This is a genomic window from Sphingosinicella sp. (assembly GCF_041916975.1).
Lineage (GTDB): Bacteria > Pseudomonadota > Alphaproteobacteria > Sphingomonadales > Sphingomonadaceae > Sphingosinicella.
Window position 1 is genome coordinate 487,477 of record NZ_JAYRYK010000001.1, and the last position, 20,737, is coordinate 508,213.

The following is a 20,737-nucleotide window of genomic DNA, read 5'->3' on the forward strand; positions in this document are numbered from 1 at the left end:
GGCATTATGACCGTCAGGTCTCAATATTATATTGCTTTAGAAGATCATACAGCGTTGGCCGGCTCACACCGAGCAGCTTGGCTGCGTTCGACACATTGGACTCGGTACGCGCCAGCGCCATACGAATGGCGTTTCGGTCCGCCCGCTCGCGTGCGGACCGGAGGTTCAGGAAATCGTCGTCCTCGACTTCGGCAAGGTCGAGGTCAGCCGCTGAAAGCCGGCTTCCATCCGCCATGATGACGGCCCGTTTCATGCGGTTTTCAAGCTCGCGCACATTCCCCGGCCACTTCCACGCCTCGATCGCGGCCAGCGCATCCGCATTGAAACCCTTCACCGGGCGCTTCATGTCGCGGGCATATTTGCGCAGGAAATGATGGGAAAGCAGCACGGCATCGCCCTGCCGCTCGGCAAGCGGCGGAATCTTGATGACGACCTCGGCAAGCCGGTACCAGAGGTCTTCGCGGAAGGCGCCGTCGGCGATCATCGCTTCGAGGTTCTGGTGCGTCGCGCAGACGATGCGGACATCGACAGGGATCGTCTTGCGGCCGCCGATGCGCTCGATCACGCGTTCCTGCAGGAAGCGGAGCAGCTTCACCTGCAGCGGCAGAGGAATGTCGCCCACCTCGTCGAGAAACAGCGTACCGCCCTCGGCGAGTTCGATCTTGCCCTCGGTGGTTTTCACCGCACCCGTGAACGCGCCCTTCTCGTAGCCGAACAGTTCAGCCTCCAGAAGGTTTTCGGGAATCGCCGCGCAGTTGATCGCAACGAACGGCGTGCCTTTGCGTCCGGAACTCTCATGCAGCCCGCGCGCCAGCACTTCCTTGCCTGTGCCGCTCGCGCCGAGCAGCATGACGGAGACGTCGGTGTTGGCGACGCGCTCGATCATGCGGCAGACGCGGAGCATACTGTCCGAGCTGGTGATGAGGCCGCCGAGCGCCTCGTGACCGTCGCGTTCGGCAAGCTGCCGGTTTTCCGTCTCGATCTCGTGGAGGTGGAACGCCCGCTGCACGATAAGGCCGAGCTGATCGATATCCACGGGCTTCTGGTAAAAATCGTATGCGCCGAGCGCGATCGCCCGCAGAGCGCTTTCACGCGCGCCGTGGCCAGAGGCGACGATCACTTTGGTATCGGGTTTCAGGGCCAGGATTTCCACGAGCGTCGCGAAGCCCTCGCTGGTCCCGTCCGGATCGGGCGGGAGACCGAGGTCCAGCGTTACCACCACAGGTTCGTGGGCGCGCAGCAGCTCGATGGCGGTGCGGCGATCGCCCGCACAGATCACTTCATAGTCCTCGTAAGACCACTTGAGCTGCCGCTGCAGCCCTTCGTCGTCTTCAACGACCAGCAGTTTCGGTGCCGTTTTGTTCGCCATTCAGCCTTCTCGCCTATTCGCCAGCGGCGCCGCAGCCGCCGGCAGCTCGATCGTAAAGCAGCTCCCCACACCCGGCTCGCTTTCAACCAGGAGTTTGCCGCCCATGTCCCGTGTCATTTCCCGCGCCTCGAACGCGCCTATACCAAAGCCCCCGGATTTGGTCGACTTGAAGGGCGCGAAGAGTTCGTCGCGAATGAAGTCAGCGTTCATGCCGCGACCACGGTCGCGCACGCGCACGCGCACGGTGTCGCCCGGCTCCACCGCAATCGTCACCGCACTTCCCGGTTCGCTTGCATCAACAGCGTTCTGGACGAGATGGATCAGCACCTGCTCGAAACGCTCAGCTGTACCATTCACCATGACATCCTGCCCACAGCGATCGACGGTCACGCCGGGCCACGAGCGCCGCGCCGTATTCGCGACAGCCTCGACCGCACAGCAGACATCGAACGTGTCCCCGGAAGGGCCTGCCTGTACGCTTTGCTGCGAAAGCCGCGCCAGCAGGTCGTTCATCTTGGCGACCGAGCTCTGCAGCGTCGCGATCATGTCCGCCCGGAACTCGGGATTCTCGGCATGGCGCTCCGCATTGCGCGCAACGAGGCTCAGCTGACTCACGAGGTTCTTGAGATCGTGCATGATGAAGGCGAAGCGGCGGTTGAACTCGTCGAACTTGCGCGATTCCGCGATCTTCGCGAGCGCCGCAGCCTCGGCGACGTAGCTCGCCGCCTGCCGCCCCACGGTACGGAGGATGTCGAAATCCTCCCAGTTGAGCTCGCGCTGGGTAAGCGGCCGTTCAATCAGGATGAAACCGATCGCCTCGTCGATATGAATGAGCGGCACGATCAGCCACGCCTGCGGGTCTTCGACCAGCCATTGTGGAAGGCTGAGCGCCGCACTCTCGCGGCCGCCCCTATGCTCCTCGATATCGAGGACACGGCCGCTCGCCTCAAAATGCGCCTTGAGGCGAGCCGCGCCTTCAATCCGCCCTGGCCGCAGCGTTCTGTAGTTCCAGCGGGCGAGGTGTACAAAGCTGTCGTCCTCCGCCCCGATGAACAGTGCACCGCCGGGCGAATCCACCGGCTCGCAAGCGGCCTGAACGACGCGCATGTGCAGCTCGCCGAGTCCCGGCCCCGAGCTCGATACCGTGTTCACGAAACGAAGCCATTCCTGCCGGTAGTCATACTTGTAGGCGAAGAAATGCTTGTTGATCTGGACGCGGAGCCACGCCCGCGCACGGCCCGAGAATAGAATGACGGCCGCGAGCACCGCCGCCGCAAAGATGAAGCTGATCTGGAGCAGACGTCCCCAGTCTCCCCCCACCAGCCGCAGGCCGTAACCTGCAAGCGACATCAGGACGAGATAGAAGCCGATCGCGCCGAGCGACAGCGTATGGAACGCCGCCTGCCGCGAAACCTGCAGCTTCAACCCGCGATTGCGCGCGGCGGACAGATAGATGAGCGGCACGACGAACGCATTCACGAGCCCGCGCACTTCGACGAGGTCCGGCCCCATCGCGGGATCGAGCAGGAACAGCGTGTAGAGATTAAGGTCGTAGGCGAAGATGCCAGCAAGCGCGATGCAGAGCAGGCGGATGCTCCAGCGGTTCGCAGGCGCGGAGTTCACGTAGACGTTGTGCGTCAGTACCAGCCCACCGATGGCGACGGCGAGCCGCCCCATCGTATAGAAATACTGCAGCCATCCCGGAACGGCGGTCCCCCGCACAAGGCTCCAGATGTCCCCTGCCAGTTGAAGCACCACGACGGCGGCAAGCGCGATAAGCACGCTGCGCGAGGGGTTGTGCGCCGTATCCTGCCAATTGCTGATAACGAGGACCGCTGCGAAAACGGCCCACGCTGCCGAACGCAGCGTTTCCGCGATCGAGACGAGCACGGAATAGGCCGGGTCGACGACGGGAACGAGGACGACGAGCACCGCCCACACCGCCATCGCCAGCGATGCGCCGACCAGCCACATGTCCGCGCGCGATTCCAGCCGGCGATAGATCAGCAGTCCCGCGAGCAACAGATAGCCGATCGCCGCCACGCTGTGGCTGAATGTGCTGACATCGCTGTAGGCGGGCACGGCGCTAGCGCACCCCGTCCTGCCAGACGACGACGCGAACGGTCTGGATCAGGATCAGCAGGTCGAGAAACAGGCTGTAGTTCTTGATGTAGTAAAGGTCGTATTCGAGCTTGTGGCGCGCATCCATCACGCTCGCGCCATAGGGATAGTTCAGCTGCGCCCAACCCGTGATGCCCGGCTTCACGATATGCCGTTCCCGGTAGTACGGGATTTCAGCGGCGAGCTCCTCCACGAACACCGGCCGTTCAGGGCGTGGGCCCACGAAGCTCATGTCCCCGGTGAGCACATTGTAAATCTGCGGAATCTCGTCGATTCGGCTCGCGCGCAGGATACGGCCAACCGGCGTCACGCGCGGATCGCCCGACTTTGCCCACTGCGCTTTCCCGTCCTTCTCCGCGTCCGCCACCATCGAGCGGAACTTCACGACATTGAAGGTCTTGCCGAACTGCCCCACCCGCTCCTGCCGGTAGAAGGTATCTCCCGGGCTCGTCAGCTTCACCGCAAGCGCCGCCACGATGAGGATGGGCGAAGCGAGCACGAGCAGGATGAGGCTGGCCGTGACGTCGAACAGCCGCTTCAGCATGATCGAAACCGGCTCGGCGCCCAGAAAACCGTCCGAATAGATCAACCACGAGGGCGAGATCGAACGCAGATCGACGCGCCCCGTCTGCCGTTCGAGGAAGCTGCTGATCTCCGAAACCGGAAAGCCCGCCAGCTTCACCTCGAGCAGCTTTTCGCTCGGTGCCGCGCCGCGACGCTCATCGAGCGCCAGCACGACCTCATCGATCCGCAGCCGCTCGCACAGATCAACAAGCGACGGCACCGAATCGATCGGAATCGCATTGTCGATCGCATTGCCCGTGTTGGTGAGCCGCACCACTGCGGCGGCGGTGAAGTTCGAATCGGAGGCTTCCGCGGCGCGCGCCAGCCGGGCGCCGCGTTGCCCCGCGCCGATGATGAGCACACGGAAACGGAAGCTCTTCCACTTCACGATCCGCGAGATGAGGACCCGCCACGCGAAGATCACGACGAACGTGAGCGCGATCGCATAGAGGACGACCGACCGCCAAAGATCGACGTCCGGGAAGAAGAACAGGATCACCGAAATGGCGGTGATGCTGACCAGCATGGCCACGGCAAGCCGGCTCATCGCCATGCGCAGCGACCGGAAGCAGTCCATCTGGTAGGCGCCAATTCCGAGCATCACGAGGTACACGGTCAGCGCATAGAGCGCGAATTGCGGCGCGCGCGCCACAATGCTGCCCGGGTCCATGTCGATCTGCTGCGTGCGGAAAAGCCACGCAGCCTGAGCCGAAAGATAGATCAGCACGATCTCGATAAGGCCGAGGATGAGCAACGGACGTGGGAGATAATGGTTGAAAAGTCGGATCAAACGCGGCCACCCCTGCTCATAGACTTCGACTATCCCCCTGCTTTGCCGACAGTTTACAATAGCTTGCTAGGAACACGCCAGCGACGGATTTATGGCATGGATGCGCCAGACCGTGTTCGGCACCGCTTGTGGGCGCCTTAACCCGGACCTAATGGCTGTGCAGGTAGAGCAAGGCGGTGAACAAAGTGCAAACCACGCCCGTTATCCTTTCCGGAGGCGCCGGAACCCGCCTATGGCCGCTGTCGCGCAACGCGACCCCCAAGCAGTTGCTCCGCCTCCTGGGTTCCGAAACGCTGATCCAGTCGGCCGCACGGCGTGCGCCTGCTGAAAATGGCTTCAAAGCGCCACTTATCGTTGCCGGAGACGCACATCTCGCAGAGATCGAAGCGCAGTTCGCTGAGATCGGCGTTGCGCCGCGCGCGATCGTTCTTGAGCCCGCGGGCCGGAATACGGCGCCCGCGGTCGCGCTTGCGGCGCTGATGCTTCCCGAGGACGAGCTGATGCTCGTTATGCCGTCCGACCACATCATCAACGATGTCGAGGCCTTCCGCGCCGCGATCGCACGCGCCGAGCCCCTGGCGAACGACGGCTGGCTCGTCACCTTCGGCATAACGCCCGACCGCCCGGAAACCGGCTACGGCTATATCGAAACCGCCGAATCCATTGCAGACGGCGTCCACCGCGTCGCACGCTTCGTAGAAAAGCCACCGCTGGAGACGGCGAAAGCCTATCTCGAAACCGGCCGTTTCTCTTGGAATGCCGGCATCTTCCTGCTTCGCGCCGGCAGCTTCCTTGCCGAGCTGCGCCGCCATGCCCCGGACATAGAAGCCGCCGTGCGCCAGTCGATGGCGGGTGCCGCAGATGAAGGCGCGATCCTTCGCCCCGACCGCGAAAGCTTCCTCGCCTCCCCATCGGAAAGCATCGACTACGCCGTAATGGAGAAGGCCGATCGTGTCGCCGTCGTTCCCGTCGAGATGGGCTGGTCGGACATTGGCGCCTTCAACGCCCTCCTCGAGCAGCTTCCACGCGACGACGCAGGCAACGCCGTGGGCGGCGACGCCATCGCACTCGACACCACGGATTGCCTCATCCGCAGCGAAGGCCCGCTCGTGGCCGCCATCGGCGTCTCGAACATCACCATCATCGCCACCGGTGACGCCGTCCTCGTCGTAGCGAACGAGCGCGCGCAGGACGTGAAACGCATCATCGACACACTAAAGGCGAATGGCCGTCACAACATGAGTTGAACGTAGCGAACGGCTTCGCTATAGCCGCGCCTTCGGCTGGAGACGTGGGTGAGTGGCTGAAACCAGCGGTTTGCTAAACCGCCGTACGGGGTTAACCCGTACCGAGGGTTCGAATCCCTCCGTCTCCGCCAAGAACTGTGCAAGTACAACCCCTTACGGGGGTCAACCTTGCAACACTCCTTACATCAGGTCAGCGCTTTAAAAGTAGTCGTGTAAGGTTGCGTCCGTGAAGACCAACGATCACGCACCGGTCTGGACGGTGCTTGATGACAAAGGCCAGGCCCCCTGATAAGCGTCGCCCATGGCTTCACTTTTCTCACGGAGGCCCGATCTCGCGATCGATTTCGGGACCGCCAACCTGCGGGTGATACGGCGCGACGAAGGCGTCGTCTTCGACGAGCCATCGCTGTGCTGCTTCAGCAAGGATGGGAACGCGCCGGGCCTCGTCGCCGCGGGTATGGGCGCGCAGGCTATGGTAGACCGCACGACGGGAAACCTGGAGGTCAAACGGCCGCTCCGCCGCGGCGTGCTTCAGGATATCGATTCGGCGCGCGAGCTGCTGCGCTATGCGGTTCCCAAAGCGCTCGGGCGCAAGCGGACGGCCCCGGTTCGCGCCGTGATCGGCGTTCCCGCAGATGCGACAATGGCTGAACGCAGCGCATTGCTGACAGCCGCGCGCGACGCAGGCATCGGTTCCGCCCGTCTCATTGCGGAGCCGTTCGCGGCGGCGATCGGCGCGGGCCTTCCGGTCTCGGCAGCGACCGGAACGATGCTGGTTGAATGCGGTGCCGGAACCACCGAGGTCGCGGTTCTCTCGCTTGGCGGCATCTGCCTCACACGCTCTGTGCGGATCGGGGGCGCATCGCTCGATCAGGCGATCGCCGACGCCCTGCACTTCCGCCACAAATTCCTGATCGGAGACACGACGGCGGAACGAGTCAAACAGGAGTATGTCCAGCTGCGCGAAGCCGCGGCCAAAGCGGCAGGTACAATCGCCGTGAAGGGCCGCAGCCTGACCTCGGGAATGCCGACCACGATCGATGTGACCCTGAAGGAACTCGATACGGTCGTCGAAAGGCATGTGACGGAGATCGTGGAGGTCGTTCTCGATGTCCTCAATGGAACACCCCCCGAGCTGAGCCAGGACATCCACGACAATGGCATCGTGCTTACGGGTGGCAGCGCCGTGGTCCCTCTTATCCGGTCCATGATCGAAAATGCCACCGGCCTACGAGTGGTGGCAGCGGATACGCCCGCGCAGTGCGTCCCAAATGGCTTGCACCACATGCTGCTCAACTAGGACCCACTTTAGCCTCAAACCGATTGCAGTCCTGGCCACCGAACGAAAAAAGTGACTATGCACGCCGGTGGCTTCGCATGGCGAAGCTCGACGTGATACGCGACACGCCCGGCAGGCGCGACAGCACATCCCTGTGGAACTGCCCGTAATCATCGATGCCGGCGATCTGGATGCGCAGGATATAATCGCCCGCACCGGTCATAAGATGCCATTCCTCAATCTCGGGATGTTTCCGTAGCGCCGTCTCGAAACGCGACAGATACTCTTCGGTCTGCCGCTCAAGTTCGACCTGCACGATCGCGACCGTCCCTTCCTCGGGCAGAGCGCCAGCGACGATCGCCGTATAGCCGCGGATGACGCCGGATTTTTCGAGAAGGCCGACGCGGCGAAGACACGCCGATGGGGAAAGCCCAACCTTCTGCGCGAGCGCATTGTTGGGGATGCGCGCGCTGAGGCGAAGCTCATTGAGAATCCTGCGGTCGATATCATCGAGCGAGATCATGCATATCATTCCAAAACATCGAATATTATTTTATTAATTTGATTTCATTGACACTTCAAACATCAAAGAAGCGGAAAATTCGAACCTGGTACGGATATGCTCTTTCTCGGAGGTGAGCATGTCGAGACCCATCAATGCGATGTTTTCAAGTCGGCTGACGGTCGATCTCGACGCATTACGCGCCAATTATCGCCCGATCGCCAGCCATGTCGCGCCGGCCGCGTGCGGTGCCACGATAAAGGCCGATGCCTACGGCCTCGGTGCAAGAGACGTCGCCCCCGCACTTTACGAGGAAGGTTGCCGCACCTTCTTTGTAGCGCAGCTTCGCGAAGCGCTCGCCATCGGCGATACGCTTGGCAGGGACGCCGAGATCGTCATCCTCAACGGCCTCGACCCGGGCGCCGAAGCCGTCTGCGCGGCGCATGGGTTTCTGCCCGCCCTCAATGCTGACAGTCAGGTCGCGCGCTGGCGCGGTCTTGCGCGCGCACTCGGCAAACCGCTTCCGGCCGTGCTCCAGGTGGACAGTGGAATGGCGCGTCTAGGGCTCAATGCCGCCGCAGCCGAAGCCCTGGCCGCAGACCCGGCATTCGCGAAGGACGTTCCGCTTCGCCTGATCATGACGCATCTCGCCTGCGCGGACGAACCGGACCGCACGGCAAATGCCGAGCAGCTCGCGCGCTTTCAGGAGATATGTTCCCTGTTTCCCACGACACCGTCTTCGATCGCCAATAGCGGCGGAGTTTTTCTGTCGTCCACTTTCCACTGCGATCTCGTTCGGCCCGGCATCGCGCTCTATGGCGTGCAGCCCCATTCAAGCGGCACACCAATGCGCCCGGTGGTCCGGCTCGACGCGCGCATCCTTCAGATCCGGAATGTCGAGGCAGGTGTTCGCGTCGGCTACGGGCTCGACTACGCCGCGCCGTCACGGCGACGCCTCGCGACACTGGGTATCGGCTATGCCGACGGCTGGCCGCGCAGCCTCGGAGGCGTCGGCGCGGCATGGCACGCCGGAAAGCGACTTCCTGTCGTCGGCCGCGTTTCGATGGATAGCATGACAGTCGATCTGACCGCGCTGGCACCCGATACGCTGGCAGAAGGCGATTTCGTCGAACTGCTCGGCCCTTCCCAAGCACTCGCCGACGTCGCGCGCGATGCCGGAACCATTCCCTATGAAATCCTCACACGGCTCGGCGCGCGCTCGGAACGCATCATTGTAGGGCATAAAACTGCCGCGGCGGCGGCTTTGGAGACAGTGTAATGAAGGTCGCAGTCCTGGGTGCAGGCGTCGTCGGCATCACGTCCGCTTATTATCTCGCGGAAGCGGGCCACGAGGTGACGGTGATCGAACGGCAGGCCGGTCCGGCACTCGAAACGAGTTTCGCCAATGCGGGCGAGGTTTCGCCGGGATACGCGTCGCCTTGGGCAGCCCCCGGAATCCCGGTAAAAGCAATGCGCTGGCTCTTCATGCGCCATGCACCGCTCATCCTGCGTCCGAAGCTCGATCTTGCGATGGCGCGCTGGATCGCCGCCATGCTGCGCAACTGCACCGCGTCGCGTTACGCGCTGAACAAGAGCCGGATGGTACGCCTTGCCGAGTTCAGCCGTGACGAGCTCGCCGAACTGCGCGAGCGCTTGCCGCTCGAGTACGACCACCGGACGCTCGGCACGCTTCAACTGTTCCGGACACAGAAGCAGCTCGATTCAAGCGCGGATGACATCGCCGTTCTGCAGTCCTACGGCGTGCCCTACGAAGTTCTGGATCGCGATGGTTGCGTGCGCGCGGAGCCCGGCCTTGCGGCATCGCGCGACCGTTTCGTGGGCGGGCTCCGTTTGCCCGGTGATGAAACCGGGGATTGCTACAAGTTCACGGCTGCACTCGCGGAGTGGCTGGCGACACGTGGCGTGGGCTTCCGGTACGGTACCGATGTCGAGGCGCTGGAAAAGGCATCCGGCCGGATCAGCGCTGTGCGAACGACACACGGGACCATCGCGGCCGATGCCGTACTTGTGGCACTCGGCAGTCATTCGCCGCGGCTGGTGCAATCGCTCGGCATTCGCCTGCCGGTCTATCCCGTGAAAGGCTATTCCGTGACGCTGCGGATCGCCGAGCCGGACCGGGCGCCTGTTTCGACGCTGCTCGACGAAAGCTACAAGGTTGCCCTCACGCGGCTCGGCGACCGCATCCGCGTGGGCGGCATGGCCGAAATCTCCGGCTACGACAACAGCCTCCCCGATCGCCGCCAGGCGACACTCCTGCATTGCGTGAACGACCTGTTCCCCGGCGCCGCCGACCTGCAAGAGACAGGATATTGGCGCGGTCTGCGCCCGATGACGCCCGACGGCCCGCCGATCATCGGCGCGACGCCGGTGCCGGGCCTGTTCCTCAACACCGGCCACGGCACGCTCGGCTGGACGATGGCCTGCGGCTCCGGCCGGCTGATTGCAAGCCTCATCAGCGGAACGACGCCCCCGATCGATCCGGAAGGGCTTGACATCAAACGCTATTCATCGTGACGAACACAGCGAGAAGGAGAATTTCAATGAGCATCCAGCGTTTGCATTCCGGGGCCCGCATGAGCCAGGCCGTGATCCATGGCGGCATCGTCTATCTGGCAGGCCAGGTCGCGCTCGGACCCGACGTACCGGCGCAGACGCGCGCCGTTCTTGCACAAATCGACAGCCTTCTTGCCGAAACAGGCACCGACCGGTCCCGGATTCTTCAGGCCACCATCTGGCTTGCGGACATGGCAGACTTTGCGGCGATGAACGTCGAGTGGGAAAAATGGATCGGCGGCGCCAACGCCCCGGCGCGCGCCACGGGCGAGGTTCGCCTCGCGACCCCTGACTACAAGGTCGAGATCATTGTCACGGCCGCTCTGCCGTGAAGTGACTGTCGGAATGACAGGATGAACGCGTGATCGGCCCTAGTGGCCTAACACGCGCTCATCCTGTGGTTATGCATCGATTTGACCGTCGGCACTATCCGCCCCAGCGTTTCCAGGTCGTAGGACGGTCCGATCGATAGAACGACGAATTGACCTCGACGCGCGAGAATCGTTCAGCCTGCACAAGAGGTGGAACGATGACGCCCTGCCTGTCTCCAGCGGGCCCGATTTCGCTTCCATACAAATCAGGCCGCATCCGCTCTTTCCGACGGTGGTGCGGGCCAGACGAACCGGCATCCGACGGTTACCGGACCGACCTCATAGTGCACCTGTCCCGCCGGAACGGCTGAGAGCGCTGACCGAATGACTTTCGTACCAAGTCCAACACGGTCTCCGCTCGGGGAGATCGCCAGCCCTCTCTCTTGCCATTCGATGTGGAAATGGTCATCGAGCCGCCGGACCCTGAGTTCAACCGAGCCCTGCGGATTGGCAAGCGCTCCATATTTCATCGCATTGGTCGCAAGTTCGTAAAGCGCCATACTGAACTGTGCGACTGCACGTGCCGGTACGCTTGCACCATACTCGATTTGCACATGAAGGCGCGGATTGGGCAGAAACGGACCAAGCGTCGCATGGACCAACTCTTCCACGGGAAGATCCTGCCATTCGCTTTTCAGCAGCATATCCTGCGTAACCGCGAGCGCATTCAGTCTTTCGTCGAGCCGGTCCCGATAGCTCTTCACATCGCCGGCACTCGCGCTGATCTTTCGCGAGATGGACTGTACCACCGCCAGCAGATTTTTAATCCGGTGCACCGACTCCTGCGCCGCCCGTTGACGCAGGTCTTCCGTACTGGCGAGTTCGTCGAGCAGAAGCCGCGCCATGCCGCTCGTAAGAATCGTCACACTGGCGGTGCAGAGGTACACGAGGGCGGTCATGATCCTGAGCGGATCAAGCGCCCCGGGCGTCGGCGGCGACATCCACAAGGTCCATGCCACCACGGCGCTGAGCACAACCGCGAAGAGGCCAACCCGCACACCGCCCAAGAATGCGCCAAGGACGATGGCTGGATAGAGCGTGATATAGGGCGGAAGCGGCTGCCGCGCGACGGCATCCATCGGAATGCGGGCCAGCACTGCAAGTCCGATCAATATTACCGCGCATAGATAGGCTTTGGGACTCGCGGGCGGCGGAAGCCAAGGTCGCACCTTGTCGATCAGTCGCGATTTTACCTTGGACGCGTCCTGCATCACAGCCTTCCAGTCGAGTACCAGTCCAACCTTCACAGCGCGCGCGGGTACGGCGCGAAAGTTTGCGTACAAATCGCCATAACGCAATGCCCCCTGCGATGAACGGACGCTCAGCCTCTGATTTGGCCTCGTCACAGCTCCTTTTTGGACAGATCGCCCTTGATCCTGCCATCAAGCTCATCGGCCTATGGTGTGCTACGCGGTGGACGGCAGGGCGATCGCCCCCTCGGAAGGCGGTATTTTCCGCTTGCCGAGGTTTCTACTGAGAGCGTCCCCTCGCCTCGATCGGCCATACATCCACGAGGTGGTCACCCTGGACCACGTGGTAGGCATCGTAGAGATTTACGGTCGGGTCGCAGTGGGGGACCGAACAGGTGATCACGGTGCCGATTGCAAGTGTGCTGCCCGCCGAGAGGGTCAGGCCGCCCTGTTCGTCGCCGTAGAAGAAGTAGGTGGTGTCCGGTGAGGCCCCAGCCAGAATCCGGGGAACTTCGGCATCGGTGGCGAAGGCCTTGTAGCCGGCGTCGACTGTGGCGAGGCCGGGGTGGTTGGTGCTGATCACGGTTGTTTGGACGAAGAGCGACGAGCGATACGGTGCGGGTTCGCCGGCGGTGACCCATACGTCTGCGTACTGGCTGTCCATGAACGGATAGGAACCGGGCTGGAGCTCGGTGAGGAGACCCATTTCTGTATCGATGGCGAGGCTGCCGGTGCCGCCGCCGGTGGTGAGCGGTAGCGGGATTCCGCGCCCGCGCAGTGCGGCGAGCGGCGCCATCGCGGCTTCGAGCGCGGCGCGGCGGGCGGGTGTGCCGGCGACGTGCATCAGATGCCCAGCATAGGCCTGCACGCCCGCGAATTCGAGAGCGGGATGCGCGAGGATCGCGTGGATGAGTGCTTCTGCGGCTTCGGGCGTCGCGGCGCCGGTGCGGTGCAGGCCAACATCGAGATCGACGACGAGCTTCAGGCGCCTGCCCGACGCGGCGGCGGCATCGCCGATGCGCGCGAGTACGGCGGGATGATCGACGACCGCGCTGAGATCGTCGACGCAGGCATTGAGCGCCATCAGGCGGGCGATGCCATCATCGGTGACGACAGGCGAGGTGACAAGCAGGCCATCGATACCGCCCTCCGCAAGCGCCTCCGCCTCACCGAGCTTGGCGCAGCCCTGCCCCACCGCGCCCGACGCGATCTGCCGCCGCGCGACGCTGACCGAACGATGGCTCTTGGCGTGCGGGCGGAAGGTGCGCCCGTTCGCGCGGCAGAATTCGGCGACCGCCGCGATGTTCGCCTCGAACGCATCGAGATCGAGCACGAGCGCGGGGGTCGGTATCCGCCAGCGGCTTCCCGGCTTGCCGATCAGATCCCAGATATCAGAAACCGGCATGGGCGGCCCAGCGGACGGTGCGGAGCGCCGCCTTGTCCGTGCGGTCGAGCGCAAGCGGCGTGATCGTGATGCGCCCGGTGCGATAGGCGGCAACGTCCCCGGCCGCAGGCGGCGCGGTTTCTTCTGCAATACGTGCCCGGTAAAGCGTCACGCCCTCGCCCGCATCCTTCGCGTCGAACCCGGCGATGCGTACGGTCATGCCGCGCGCGGGCGCGATGGTGACACCCTTGGGGTCCATCGGAATGTTGACGTTGAGCATGACCCCTTCGGGAAGCCTCTTCGCAAGCGTCTTTCGCACCAGCTTGCGGGCAATTTCGGCGGAAGCAGCGTAGTCCCGCCCGTACCCCATGTCCTGCGAAATGGCGATGGCGGGAACGCCGCGCACCAACGCCTCGACCGCGGCGTTGACCGTGCCCGAATAGAGGTTGGCAAGGCCGGTGTTCTCGCCGCGGTTGATGCCCGAGACGACGAGATCGAACGGCCTGCCATCCGACAGCGCAGTGAGCCCGAGCCCGGCAGCCTCCGCGGGTGAACCTTCGACGGCATAGCCCGTGCCGCTGCCCACCGCGACGCTGCGCACCCTGAGCCCATCGCGAACGTTCGGGATCGCATGGCTCGCGCCCGATTGTTCACCGGCAGGCGCGGAGACGACGACGTCGCAATCCACCCTCAGTGCATCGGCGAGCGCGGCGATGCCGGGGGCGCCGACGCCATCGTCGTTGACGATGAGCAGACGGCATCCCCCGGCGGCCGCCGGGGACGCAGCGGCAAACAGGCAAGAGACGGCGATGATAGGCTTCAACATGCGGACCTCCCTATTCGACATCGAACGTGCGCCACGGCGTTTCGCAGGGCGGCCCGGCAGCGACATGCAGGCGCGGCGGGCTGCCGAGTTCGTAGATCATCGACCCCGCCGTGAACCCGATCGGGCTGCCGAGCACGTCGCGATGCGTGCGCGAGACGGGGTTCGCGGGATCATCGTGCGCGGAAAGCGCGGCGCGCAGGGTTTCGAGCGTAGAGGCGCCGCCCTGCTCGACACGTCCGGCGATCGAGAGAAGCCGCTGGCGGCTGTTGTTGAACGTGGGCCGTTCGGTTTCGGGAAGCGCGGCGATACGCGCCTGAAACGCGCCGAGATCCGAACTCGCGAGCACATGGTTGGTATGGCAGATGCGTCCATTCTCCGCGCCGCCGGGACATTCGGTGACGCTGAACGCAGAGCATTCGAAACTGCCGACGCGAGCGGGCGCGGAGAGCAGATAATTCTGCCCCGAAGCATGAGGCACGGCGCGCAGGAATGCCTCTGCCTCCGCGAAGCTGCGCGCTTCGAGCAGGCGGCGGACGATGAAGGCCACGGGGAGCCCCGTACGCGAAGGCTGGAGCTGATTGAGCGAATTGCAGCAGAGGCCGAGGCGCGAACTGTTGACACCATTGAGCCCGATCATGCCCGCGAAGCTGAAGACGAACGCGACATGCCCGTCCGGTTCCCGGATGCGCATCAAAATCTGGTGCCCATCGAACATCGGCGGAATATCCATGTTCTGCCCGCCGTAGGTGATGCCCTCCCCCACGATGCCGAAGCTGGAGCATTTCTGCCGGGGATGCGCCGGTTCGTGATGGAAGAACCCGTACTGCCACTCTTCGTCGCCGAACTGCGTGTAGACGACATCATCGGGATCGAGCCCGGCACCTTCCGCGATACCGATCGCCTCTTCAAGAAGGTGCGGCGCGTGTGTGCGAACGGCGGGCAGGAAATCGGCATAGCGCCGGAAGCCCGCGTAGAATTCTGCCGGATCGAGATCGTAGTAGGCGCGCACATAATCGCGGTATTTCGCGCGCAGATCCAGGATGTTCGCGCGCAGCGTTTCGCCGTGCGCGCGGCCGCGTTCGCGCGGCGTGCCCTCGAGATCGAGGACCGGAAGGTTCGCGGTGTCCATAACAGCTCTTTCAGATTGCCCGCGTACGGGATTCGATGCGGCGGCGGAGGATTTCCTGCCGCTTGCGGGTGATCGGAAAACGCGTCGCCATGACGGCGGCAGCGGCCCAGAGGAGAACCGGGAGCCCGACGAAGACCGCAATGAGCCCGCTTGCTGCAAAGCCGTTATTCACGCCCGTCGCGCTGTAGCCGATCAGCCCGAGCAGCAGGAAAGCCGCGCCGCCGCCGATCGCGAAGTTGAGCTTGGCGATCAGGATCATGAACGAGAAATAGCTGCCGGAGCGATCGACACCGCTGCGCCACGTTTCATAATCGACGATATCGCCGACCATCGCATAGGGTGCGACCTTCGTCGCCGCCTCGGCAAACCCGAAGGCGATGGCGAGACCGATCATCGGCACGAATGCGGCCTCCCCCTTCGGCACGGCGAGCATGGCAAGCTGGACGAACACGAGGCTGCCCCAGCTGAGCGCGAGCGCGCGATGGCGCCCGATGCGCTGCATCACGCGGTGCCAGAGCGGCATACCGGCAAGGTTCGCCGCGGCCGACGCGACGTAAAGCATGGCGAAGCGATCGCCGATGCCGAGGTGATTATCGACGAAGAGATAGAACACCGCCGTGAACGCGCCGGTGCCGAGGCCGCCGAAGATAAAGGTGACGACGAAGATGAGCAGCGGGCGATTGCGCGCGAGCGAACGGATCGCCTCCAGCCCCGTGCTGCGTTCTTCGGGCAGTGCATCGCCTTCGGGAACGCGCCAGACAGCGAGCACGACGCAGGCAGGAAGCAGCACGGCGATGACCATCGCCATGAGCGCCATCGTCGGCGGGCCGATTTCCGACGAGGCAAAGATCGGCAGCAGGGGAATCGCCATGAACAGCAACGTGCCGAGCGCACCCATTACCGCGATCGCCGTGGAGATCTTCGTGCGCTCCGCATAGTCGCGCGAGAGTTCGACGCTCCACGCACGATAGGGGATTTCGAGCATCCCCCAGCCGAGGAACAGCGCCATCGACGCCGCCATCAGCCAGCCGGCTCCTGCATCCGGCGCGGGCGTGAACAGCGCCCAGACGGCGAGGACCATCACGGCCGCACCGGCAACGACCCACGGCTTGCGGCGCCCGAACGGCCCGCGCGTGCGATCGCTCATATGACCGATGACGGGATCGATCATCGCATCGAAGATGCGCGAGACGAGGAACACCGAACCGATCGCCGCCATCGAGGCCGCGGTGTGCTTCGCATAGAAGGACGGGATGATCGCGCCGACGGGGATGTGCGCCATCACCACCGGCAATGCCGGAAGGGCGAACAAGGCAATGCGTGACGAGGGGATACGCTGCGTCATGGCAGGTGCCAGCCGACGAGATTGAAATAGAAGAGCGCGGCGGTGAGCAGCGCGCCGCCGATAACGAGCGTGGCGAGCCATAGGCATCGCCCCCTGCCCGGCCCCTCACCCCCGAGCCCGGCCAACATGGCGAGCGCGAGAACCAGCGTGGACGCCGCGATGAGGTTGCCCGCGACCGTGAGCGCGGCGAACAGACGCGTATCGGAGAAGGCCCACGCGAACACCGGATTGCCGAGCCATGCCGTTCCCGCAACCGGGATGAGCATGGCGATAAGCGCGCCGATGCCGAGCATGAACGCCGACCATCGCGCGACCTTGTGGGGACCGCGCCTTGGGCGCCAGAAGATCGCGGCGAGACCCGACAGCGAAAGGACGAGACCCACGCCGCCCGCCAGCCGTGCCTGCGCGGGGCTGAACCGCGCCGGAGCGAACATTTCGATCGCGACGTGTGTTGCGGCGTAGCGGACCTTGCCGTCGCGGTCGGTTGCGAAGGCATAGAGATCGGAGGCCCCGGCGTCCGGCATATATTGCGTCACGTCGGCGCGGAAAAAGCGCCCCGGCGCATATTGCCGGTAGCCGGAAATGCCGTTGATCGTGAGCGTGCCCCCGGCGCCCGCGCGCGCATCGATCACCGCGCCGGGATTGGTGAGCGCTTCGGGCGTTGTCGCGGGGCGGCGCGCGGCGCGGTAGAGCCCGGCGAATTGTGCTGGCGGCGGCAGCGGGCCTGCAACGGCGGGCGGCGCGTAGCCGCCGAGTTCGCGTTCGAGATAGCTGCGGCGGATTGCGAACATGTTGAGGCTGGTTTTGGCATCCAGCGTCTTGCCGGAAAGCTTCGCGGCGAATTTCTCCCAAGCCGATGGCCCAGCATAATCCCCCATCACCAGCACGACGAGCGCGCGGTCGCGGCCGGGGAGCAGGATGAAATTGGCCTGAAAGCCGGGACCGGAACCGGCATTCTCGACGATCCGCGCGCCGTTCCAGTCGCTGACGACGAAGCTCATGCCGAACCCCGACACGTCGGGCGCATTGGCGACCATGCGGCTGTGCATGAGTTTCGTCGTTGCGGCATTCGCGATGCCGGGTGCGCCCGCCCGCTCGGCGGCGATCTGTGCTGCGGCGAAGCGCGCCATGTCTTCCGCTGTCGAGACGATCGCCGCGGAGGGCGCAATGTAGGGGTGATAGGCCCACGTTTGTGGTACGGGCGTGCGCTCGCCGTTTGCGTGCAGCGTCGTGGGCAGCGCGATCGGCTGGTCCGGCCGCGTGCGCACGAACGACTTCGCCATGCCGAGCGGACCGAAGACATGACGCGCGACGTAATCCTGATAAAGCTCGCCGGTGACATCCTCGATGAGCAGGCCAAGGATCGCGTAGCCGTTGTTCGAATAGACCGACACGTCACCGGCGCGGCGCACCTGCGGCGGCAGGCGCTTTTCGATCGCCTGCGTCGGCAGCGGCACCTTCACCGGGGCGGGTGTCGCGAGGCCGTAGGTGCTGTCGTCGAAACCCGCGCGGTGCGTGAGAAGATTGCGCACGGTAATCTCGCGGCCGCCGCGCGCGGGCAGATGGATGCGTTTCAGATAGCGGTTCGCCGGATCGTCGAGCGATGCGATGCGGCCGCTTTCCAGAAGCTGCGCGATCGCGGTCGCGGTGAACGACTTCGAGACGGAGCCGATCGAGAACGGCGTGCCATTCGGCGTGACCGGGCGGCCCCGGTCTTCGCCGTAGGCCTTGAGGAACACGGTTTTGCCGTGCTCGACAATCGCGACCGCCGCGCCGGAGGCTCGCCCCTCTGCGACAGCGCGGCCCACGACCGCGTCGGACCATGCCGCGAGGTCGCCGCTCGCCGCTGCTGCCGGAACCGGCGACAGGGCGAGAAGCAGCGCGGAGAGAAGACCGGGAAGTCGCATCAGAAGGCCGCGGCCAGGCGGACGCCGTAGGTACGCGGCGCGCCGTAGTTCACGTATTCCTGACCGAGGAGACCGCCGAGCACGGGTGTGCCGCGCGCATTCAGATAGCGCTTGTTCGCGAGGTTCTTGCCCCACAGCTCGACCGTCCAGACGCCATCGGCGGTGGTGAAACCGAGCCGTGCGCTGTAGAGTGTGTAGCCCGGAATGCGATCCGCCGGCGTGTTTTCGGGATCGACGAAATAATGCGCGCGGTAGGTCATGTCGCCGCGCAGCGTGACGTTGCCGACGCCGATATCGTGCGTGTATTGCGCGCCGAAACTCGCCGTCCAGCGCGGGGCTTCGGGGAGGCGGTTGCCGTCGTAGTCGACGCCTGCACCGCCGGCGTCCTTGAAGCTGTCGAACGTCGCGTCGAGATAGCCGACGCTGCCGTCGAAGCGCAGGCCCGCAATCGGCGACGCCTCGAAATCGAGTTCGACGCCCTTGATCGTTGCCTCGGCGGCGTTCGAGATGTTGAAGCCCGCGAACTGCTGGAACTGGATCACCTGCAGGTTGCGGTAATCGGTGACGAAGACCGCGAGATTCGCACGCACGGCGCGATCGGGCGAGACATATTTCGCGCCGGCCTCGTAATTCGTCGCGCTTTCGGAATCGAAGTCGACGAGCGCGCTCGGCACGTAATCCGCGTTGAAACCGCCGGATTTGAAACCCTTCGCGACCTTTGCGTAAAGATTGAGCGTGTCGTTCGGGCGCCATGCGAGGCCGAGCGTCGGCGACAGATCGTCCTCCTTGTACCGATGGCCCGAAAGCGAGACGGTCGCGATACCGAACAGCGGCGAGCCGACGAGATCCATGTCGAGCGTCTTCTTCTCCGACGTGTAGCGCAGGCCGCCGGTGAGCGTCAGGGCGTCGGTAATCTTGTAGTCGAACTGGCCGAAGGCGGCATAGCTGTCGGTGAGCACCTTTGCATCGAGCGTCACGTCGATCTGGAACGGCAGCAGGTTGGTGAGGCGCGATAGGCGCGAGGTGGTGACGCGCTGGTGGAAATAATAGAGGCCTGCGACCCATGAGAGGAGCGTGTTGCCATTGGAGGCGAGGCGGAGTTCCTGCGAGACCTGTTCCTGATCCTCCTCGAAATGACCGGTGAGGAACGGGTTTGAAGAGCCGTCGTCGTCGGTGAGGAATTCGATGTCGGTCGTGCGGTAGGCGCTGATCGAGGTGAGCGTCGCCGGGCCGAAATCGAGATTGGCGGTGGCGCTGGTGCCGAAGACGTCGCGCTCCTGGTAGACGGGCGTGTCGATGTCCACGTCGCGAGGTTTGCCAGTGGCACCGAGCCCGCTCGCCATCTCGTTGACGTTCGGGCGATAGCGATCGTGCAGGCCGTCGACGGCGATCTGGAGATCGAAACCGTCCGCGGGCGTCAGCAGCAGCTTCGCCATCGCGCCTTTCGAATCCTCGGTGTAGAGATCGCCGCCGGTGTGGAGATTGTGCTGGTAGCCGTCGCGTTTCCGCATGTAGCCGCCGACACGGATCGCGAGCTTGTCCTTCACGATCGGGCCGCTCGCCGACGCGCGGACGCGGAGCGCGTCGTAGTTGCCGTACTGGAGTTCGAGATTGCCTTCGAATTCCTGCGAGGGCGCGCGCGTGATGATGTTGATGGCGCCCGCGGTGGTGTTCTTGCCAAAAAGCGTGCCCTGCGGGCCGCGCAGCACCTCGACCTGCGCGACATCGAGCATGTCGACGCTGAACGAACTCGGGCGGCCCGTGTAGACGCCGTCGACATAGAGGCTGAGGCCGCTTTCGAAGCCGATGTTGCGCGCATCGCTCGAAATGCCGCGCAGCGAGATCTGCGGGCTGACGACGTTGTCGACGCTGGTGAACATGAGGTTCGGCACGGAATGTTCCAGATCGCGCAGCGCATTCACGCCGCGCGCGGCGATATCTTCCGCGTCGAACACGGTCATCGCGATCGGCACGTCCTGAACGCGCTCTTCACGCTTGCGCGCGGTCACCAGGATTTCCTCCGGTGCGACGGCGGTTTCCGCCGCAAGCGCCGGCATCGCCAGCGGTACGGCGAGCGCCGCGAGCGCGACGCCTGCGAGTGAGCGGCCCGAAACCATCATCGAAGACCGCATAATAGCC

16 protein-coding genes and 1 tRNA gene are annotated in these 20,737 nt (G+C 64.2%); 6 read left to right on the forward strand and 11 right to left on the reverse strand.

Translation table 11 applies throughout. The features are described 5' to 3' along the window. Positions 1-13 precede the first annotated feature (13 nt). From prsR to ACE3TJ_RS02420, 3 genes are read right to left on the reverse strand one after another with little or no spacing between them, the layout of a single operon-like run. Positions 14-1,369: a PEP-CTERM-box response regulator transcription factor gene (prsR, locus tag ACE3TJ_RS02410; RefSeq protein WP_374593487.1), complete on the reverse strand. Its 1,356-nt coding sequence runs from the start codon at positions 1,367-1,369 to the stop codon at positions 14-16. Beyond that, a complete protein-coding gene (gene prsK / locus ACE3TJ_RS02415; RefSeq protein ID WP_374593489.1) occupies positions 1,370-3,451 on the reverse strand; it encodes an XrtA/PEP-CTERM system histidine kinase PrsK in 2,082 nt (693 codons plus the stop codon). A gap of 4 nt (positions 3,452-3,455) precedes the next feature. Continuing rightward, positions 3,456-4,844, reverse strand: coding sequence for a TIGR03013 family XrtA/PEP-CTERM system glycosyltransferase (locus ACE3TJ_RS02420; RefSeq protein ID WP_374593491.1), 1,389 nt, complete (start codon positions 4,842-4,844; stop codon positions 3,456-3,458). A gap of 185 nt (positions 4,845-5,029) precedes the next feature. Between ACE3TJ_RS02420 and ACE3TJ_RS02425 the strand changes: the two genes are divergently transcribed. The 3 genes from ACE3TJ_RS02425 (at position 5,030) to ACE3TJ_RS02435 (ending at position 7,391) form a co-directional block, all read left to right on the forward strand. After that, complete coding sequence (locus ACE3TJ_RS02425) at positions 5,030-6,091, forward strand: mannose-1-phosphate guanylyltransferase/mannose-6-phosphate isomerase (RefSeq protein WP_374593493.1); 1,062 nt, start codon at positions 5,030-5,032, stop codon at positions 6,089-6,091. Positions 6,092-6,129: 38 nt separating this feature from the next. Continuing rightward, a tRNA-Ser gene (locus ACE3TJ_RS02430) sits at positions 6,130-6,222 on the forward strand. Positions 6,223-6,392: 170 nt separating this feature from the next. Further along, a complete protein-coding gene (locus ACE3TJ_RS02435) occupies positions 6,393-7,391 on the forward strand; it encodes a rod shape-determining protein (protein WP_374593495.1) in 999 nt (332 codons plus the stop codon). Between the two features lie 55 nt (positions 7,392-7,446). Here ACE3TJ_RS02435 and ACE3TJ_RS02440 read toward each other — a convergent pair whose 3' ends face one another. After that, positions 7,447-7,893 carry an Lrp/AsnC family transcriptional regulator gene (locus tag ACE3TJ_RS02440; RefSeq protein WP_374593497.1) on the reverse strand — a complete coding sequence of 149 codons (447 nt, stop codon included), beginning with the start codon at positions 7,891-7,893 and terminating at the stop codon, positions 7,447-7,449. Between the two features lie 118 nt (positions 7,894-8,011). Between ACE3TJ_RS02440 and alr the strand changes: the two genes are divergently transcribed. Genes alr through ACE3TJ_RS02455 form a run of 3 tightly spaced genes read left to right on the forward strand, consistent with a single transcriptional unit; the run spans position 8,012 to position 10,778 of the window. After that, entirely contained in the window at positions 8,012-9,151 is a 1,140-nt protein-coding gene (gene alr / locus ACE3TJ_RS02445) for an alanine racemase (protein WP_374593499.1), read from the forward strand. Then, complete coding sequence (locus ACE3TJ_RS02450; protein ID WP_374593501.1) at positions 9,151-10,407, forward strand: D-amino acid dehydrogenase; 1,257 nt, start codon at positions 9,151-9,153, stop codon at positions 10,405-10,407. The genes alr and ACE3TJ_RS02450 overlap by 1 nt, the downstream gene beginning before the upstream one ends. 26 nt (positions 10,408-10,433) lie before the next feature. After that, the gene (locus ACE3TJ_RS02455) at positions 10,434-10,778 is read left to right on the forward strand and encodes a RidA family protein (RefSeq protein ID WP_374593503.1); all 345 of its coding nucleotides are present in this window, start codon (positions 10,434-10,436) and stop codon (positions 10,776-10,778) included. A gap of 245 nt (positions 10,779-11,023) precedes the next feature. Here ACE3TJ_RS02455 and ACE3TJ_RS02460 read toward each other — a convergent pair whose 3' ends face one another. The 7 genes from ACE3TJ_RS02460 to ACE3TJ_RS02490 all read right to left on the reverse strand — a co-directional run bounded on the left by ACE3TJ_RS02460 (position 11,024) and on the right by ACE3TJ_RS02490 (position 20,730). Next, entirely contained in the window at positions 11,024-12,115 is a 1,092-nt protein-coding gene (locus ACE3TJ_RS02460) for a sensor histidine kinase (RefSeq protein WP_374593505.1), read from the reverse strand. Positions 12,116-12,287: 172 nt separating this feature from the next. After that, positions 12,288-13,412 (reverse strand): DSD1 family PLP-dependent enzyme, encoded by a 1,125-nt coding sequence (locus tag ACE3TJ_RS02465; protein WP_374593507.1) that lies wholly within the window; start codon positions 13,410-13,412, stop codon positions 12,288-12,290. Continuing rightward, a complete protein-coding gene (surE, locus tag ACE3TJ_RS02470) occupies positions 13,399-14,217 on the reverse strand; it encodes a 5'/3'-nucleotidase SurE (protein WP_374593509.1) in 819 nt (272 codons plus the stop codon). Before surE ends, ACE3TJ_RS02465 begins: the two co-directional genes overlap by 14 nt. A gap of 10 nt (positions 14,218-14,227) precedes the next feature. Further along, on the reverse strand, positions 14,228-15,346 hold the full coding sequence (locus tag ACE3TJ_RS02475) for a C45 family autoproteolytic acyltransferase/hydolase (protein WP_374593511.1): 1,119 nt from the start codon (positions 15,344-15,346) through the stop codon (positions 14,228-14,230). 10 nt (positions 15,347-15,356) lie between these two features. Then, a complete protein-coding gene (locus ACE3TJ_RS02480; RefSeq protein WP_374593513.1) occupies positions 15,357-16,691 on the reverse strand; it encodes an MFS transporter in 1,335 nt (444 codons plus the stop codon). Then, positions 16,688-18,598, reverse strand: coding sequence for a serine hydrolase domain-containing protein (locus ACE3TJ_RS02485; RefSeq protein WP_374593515.1), 1,911 nt, complete (start codon positions 18,596-18,598; stop codon positions 16,688-16,690). The genes ACE3TJ_RS02480 and ACE3TJ_RS02485 overlap by 4 nt, the downstream gene beginning before the upstream one ends. Further along, on the reverse strand, positions 18,598-20,730 hold the full coding sequence (locus tag ACE3TJ_RS02490) for a TonB-dependent receptor (RefSeq protein WP_374593517.1): 2,133 nt from the start codon (positions 20,728-20,730) through the stop codon (positions 18,598-18,600). Before ACE3TJ_RS02490 ends, ACE3TJ_RS02485 begins: the two co-directional genes overlap by 1 nt. Positions 20,731-20,737: the final 7 nt, after the last annotated feature.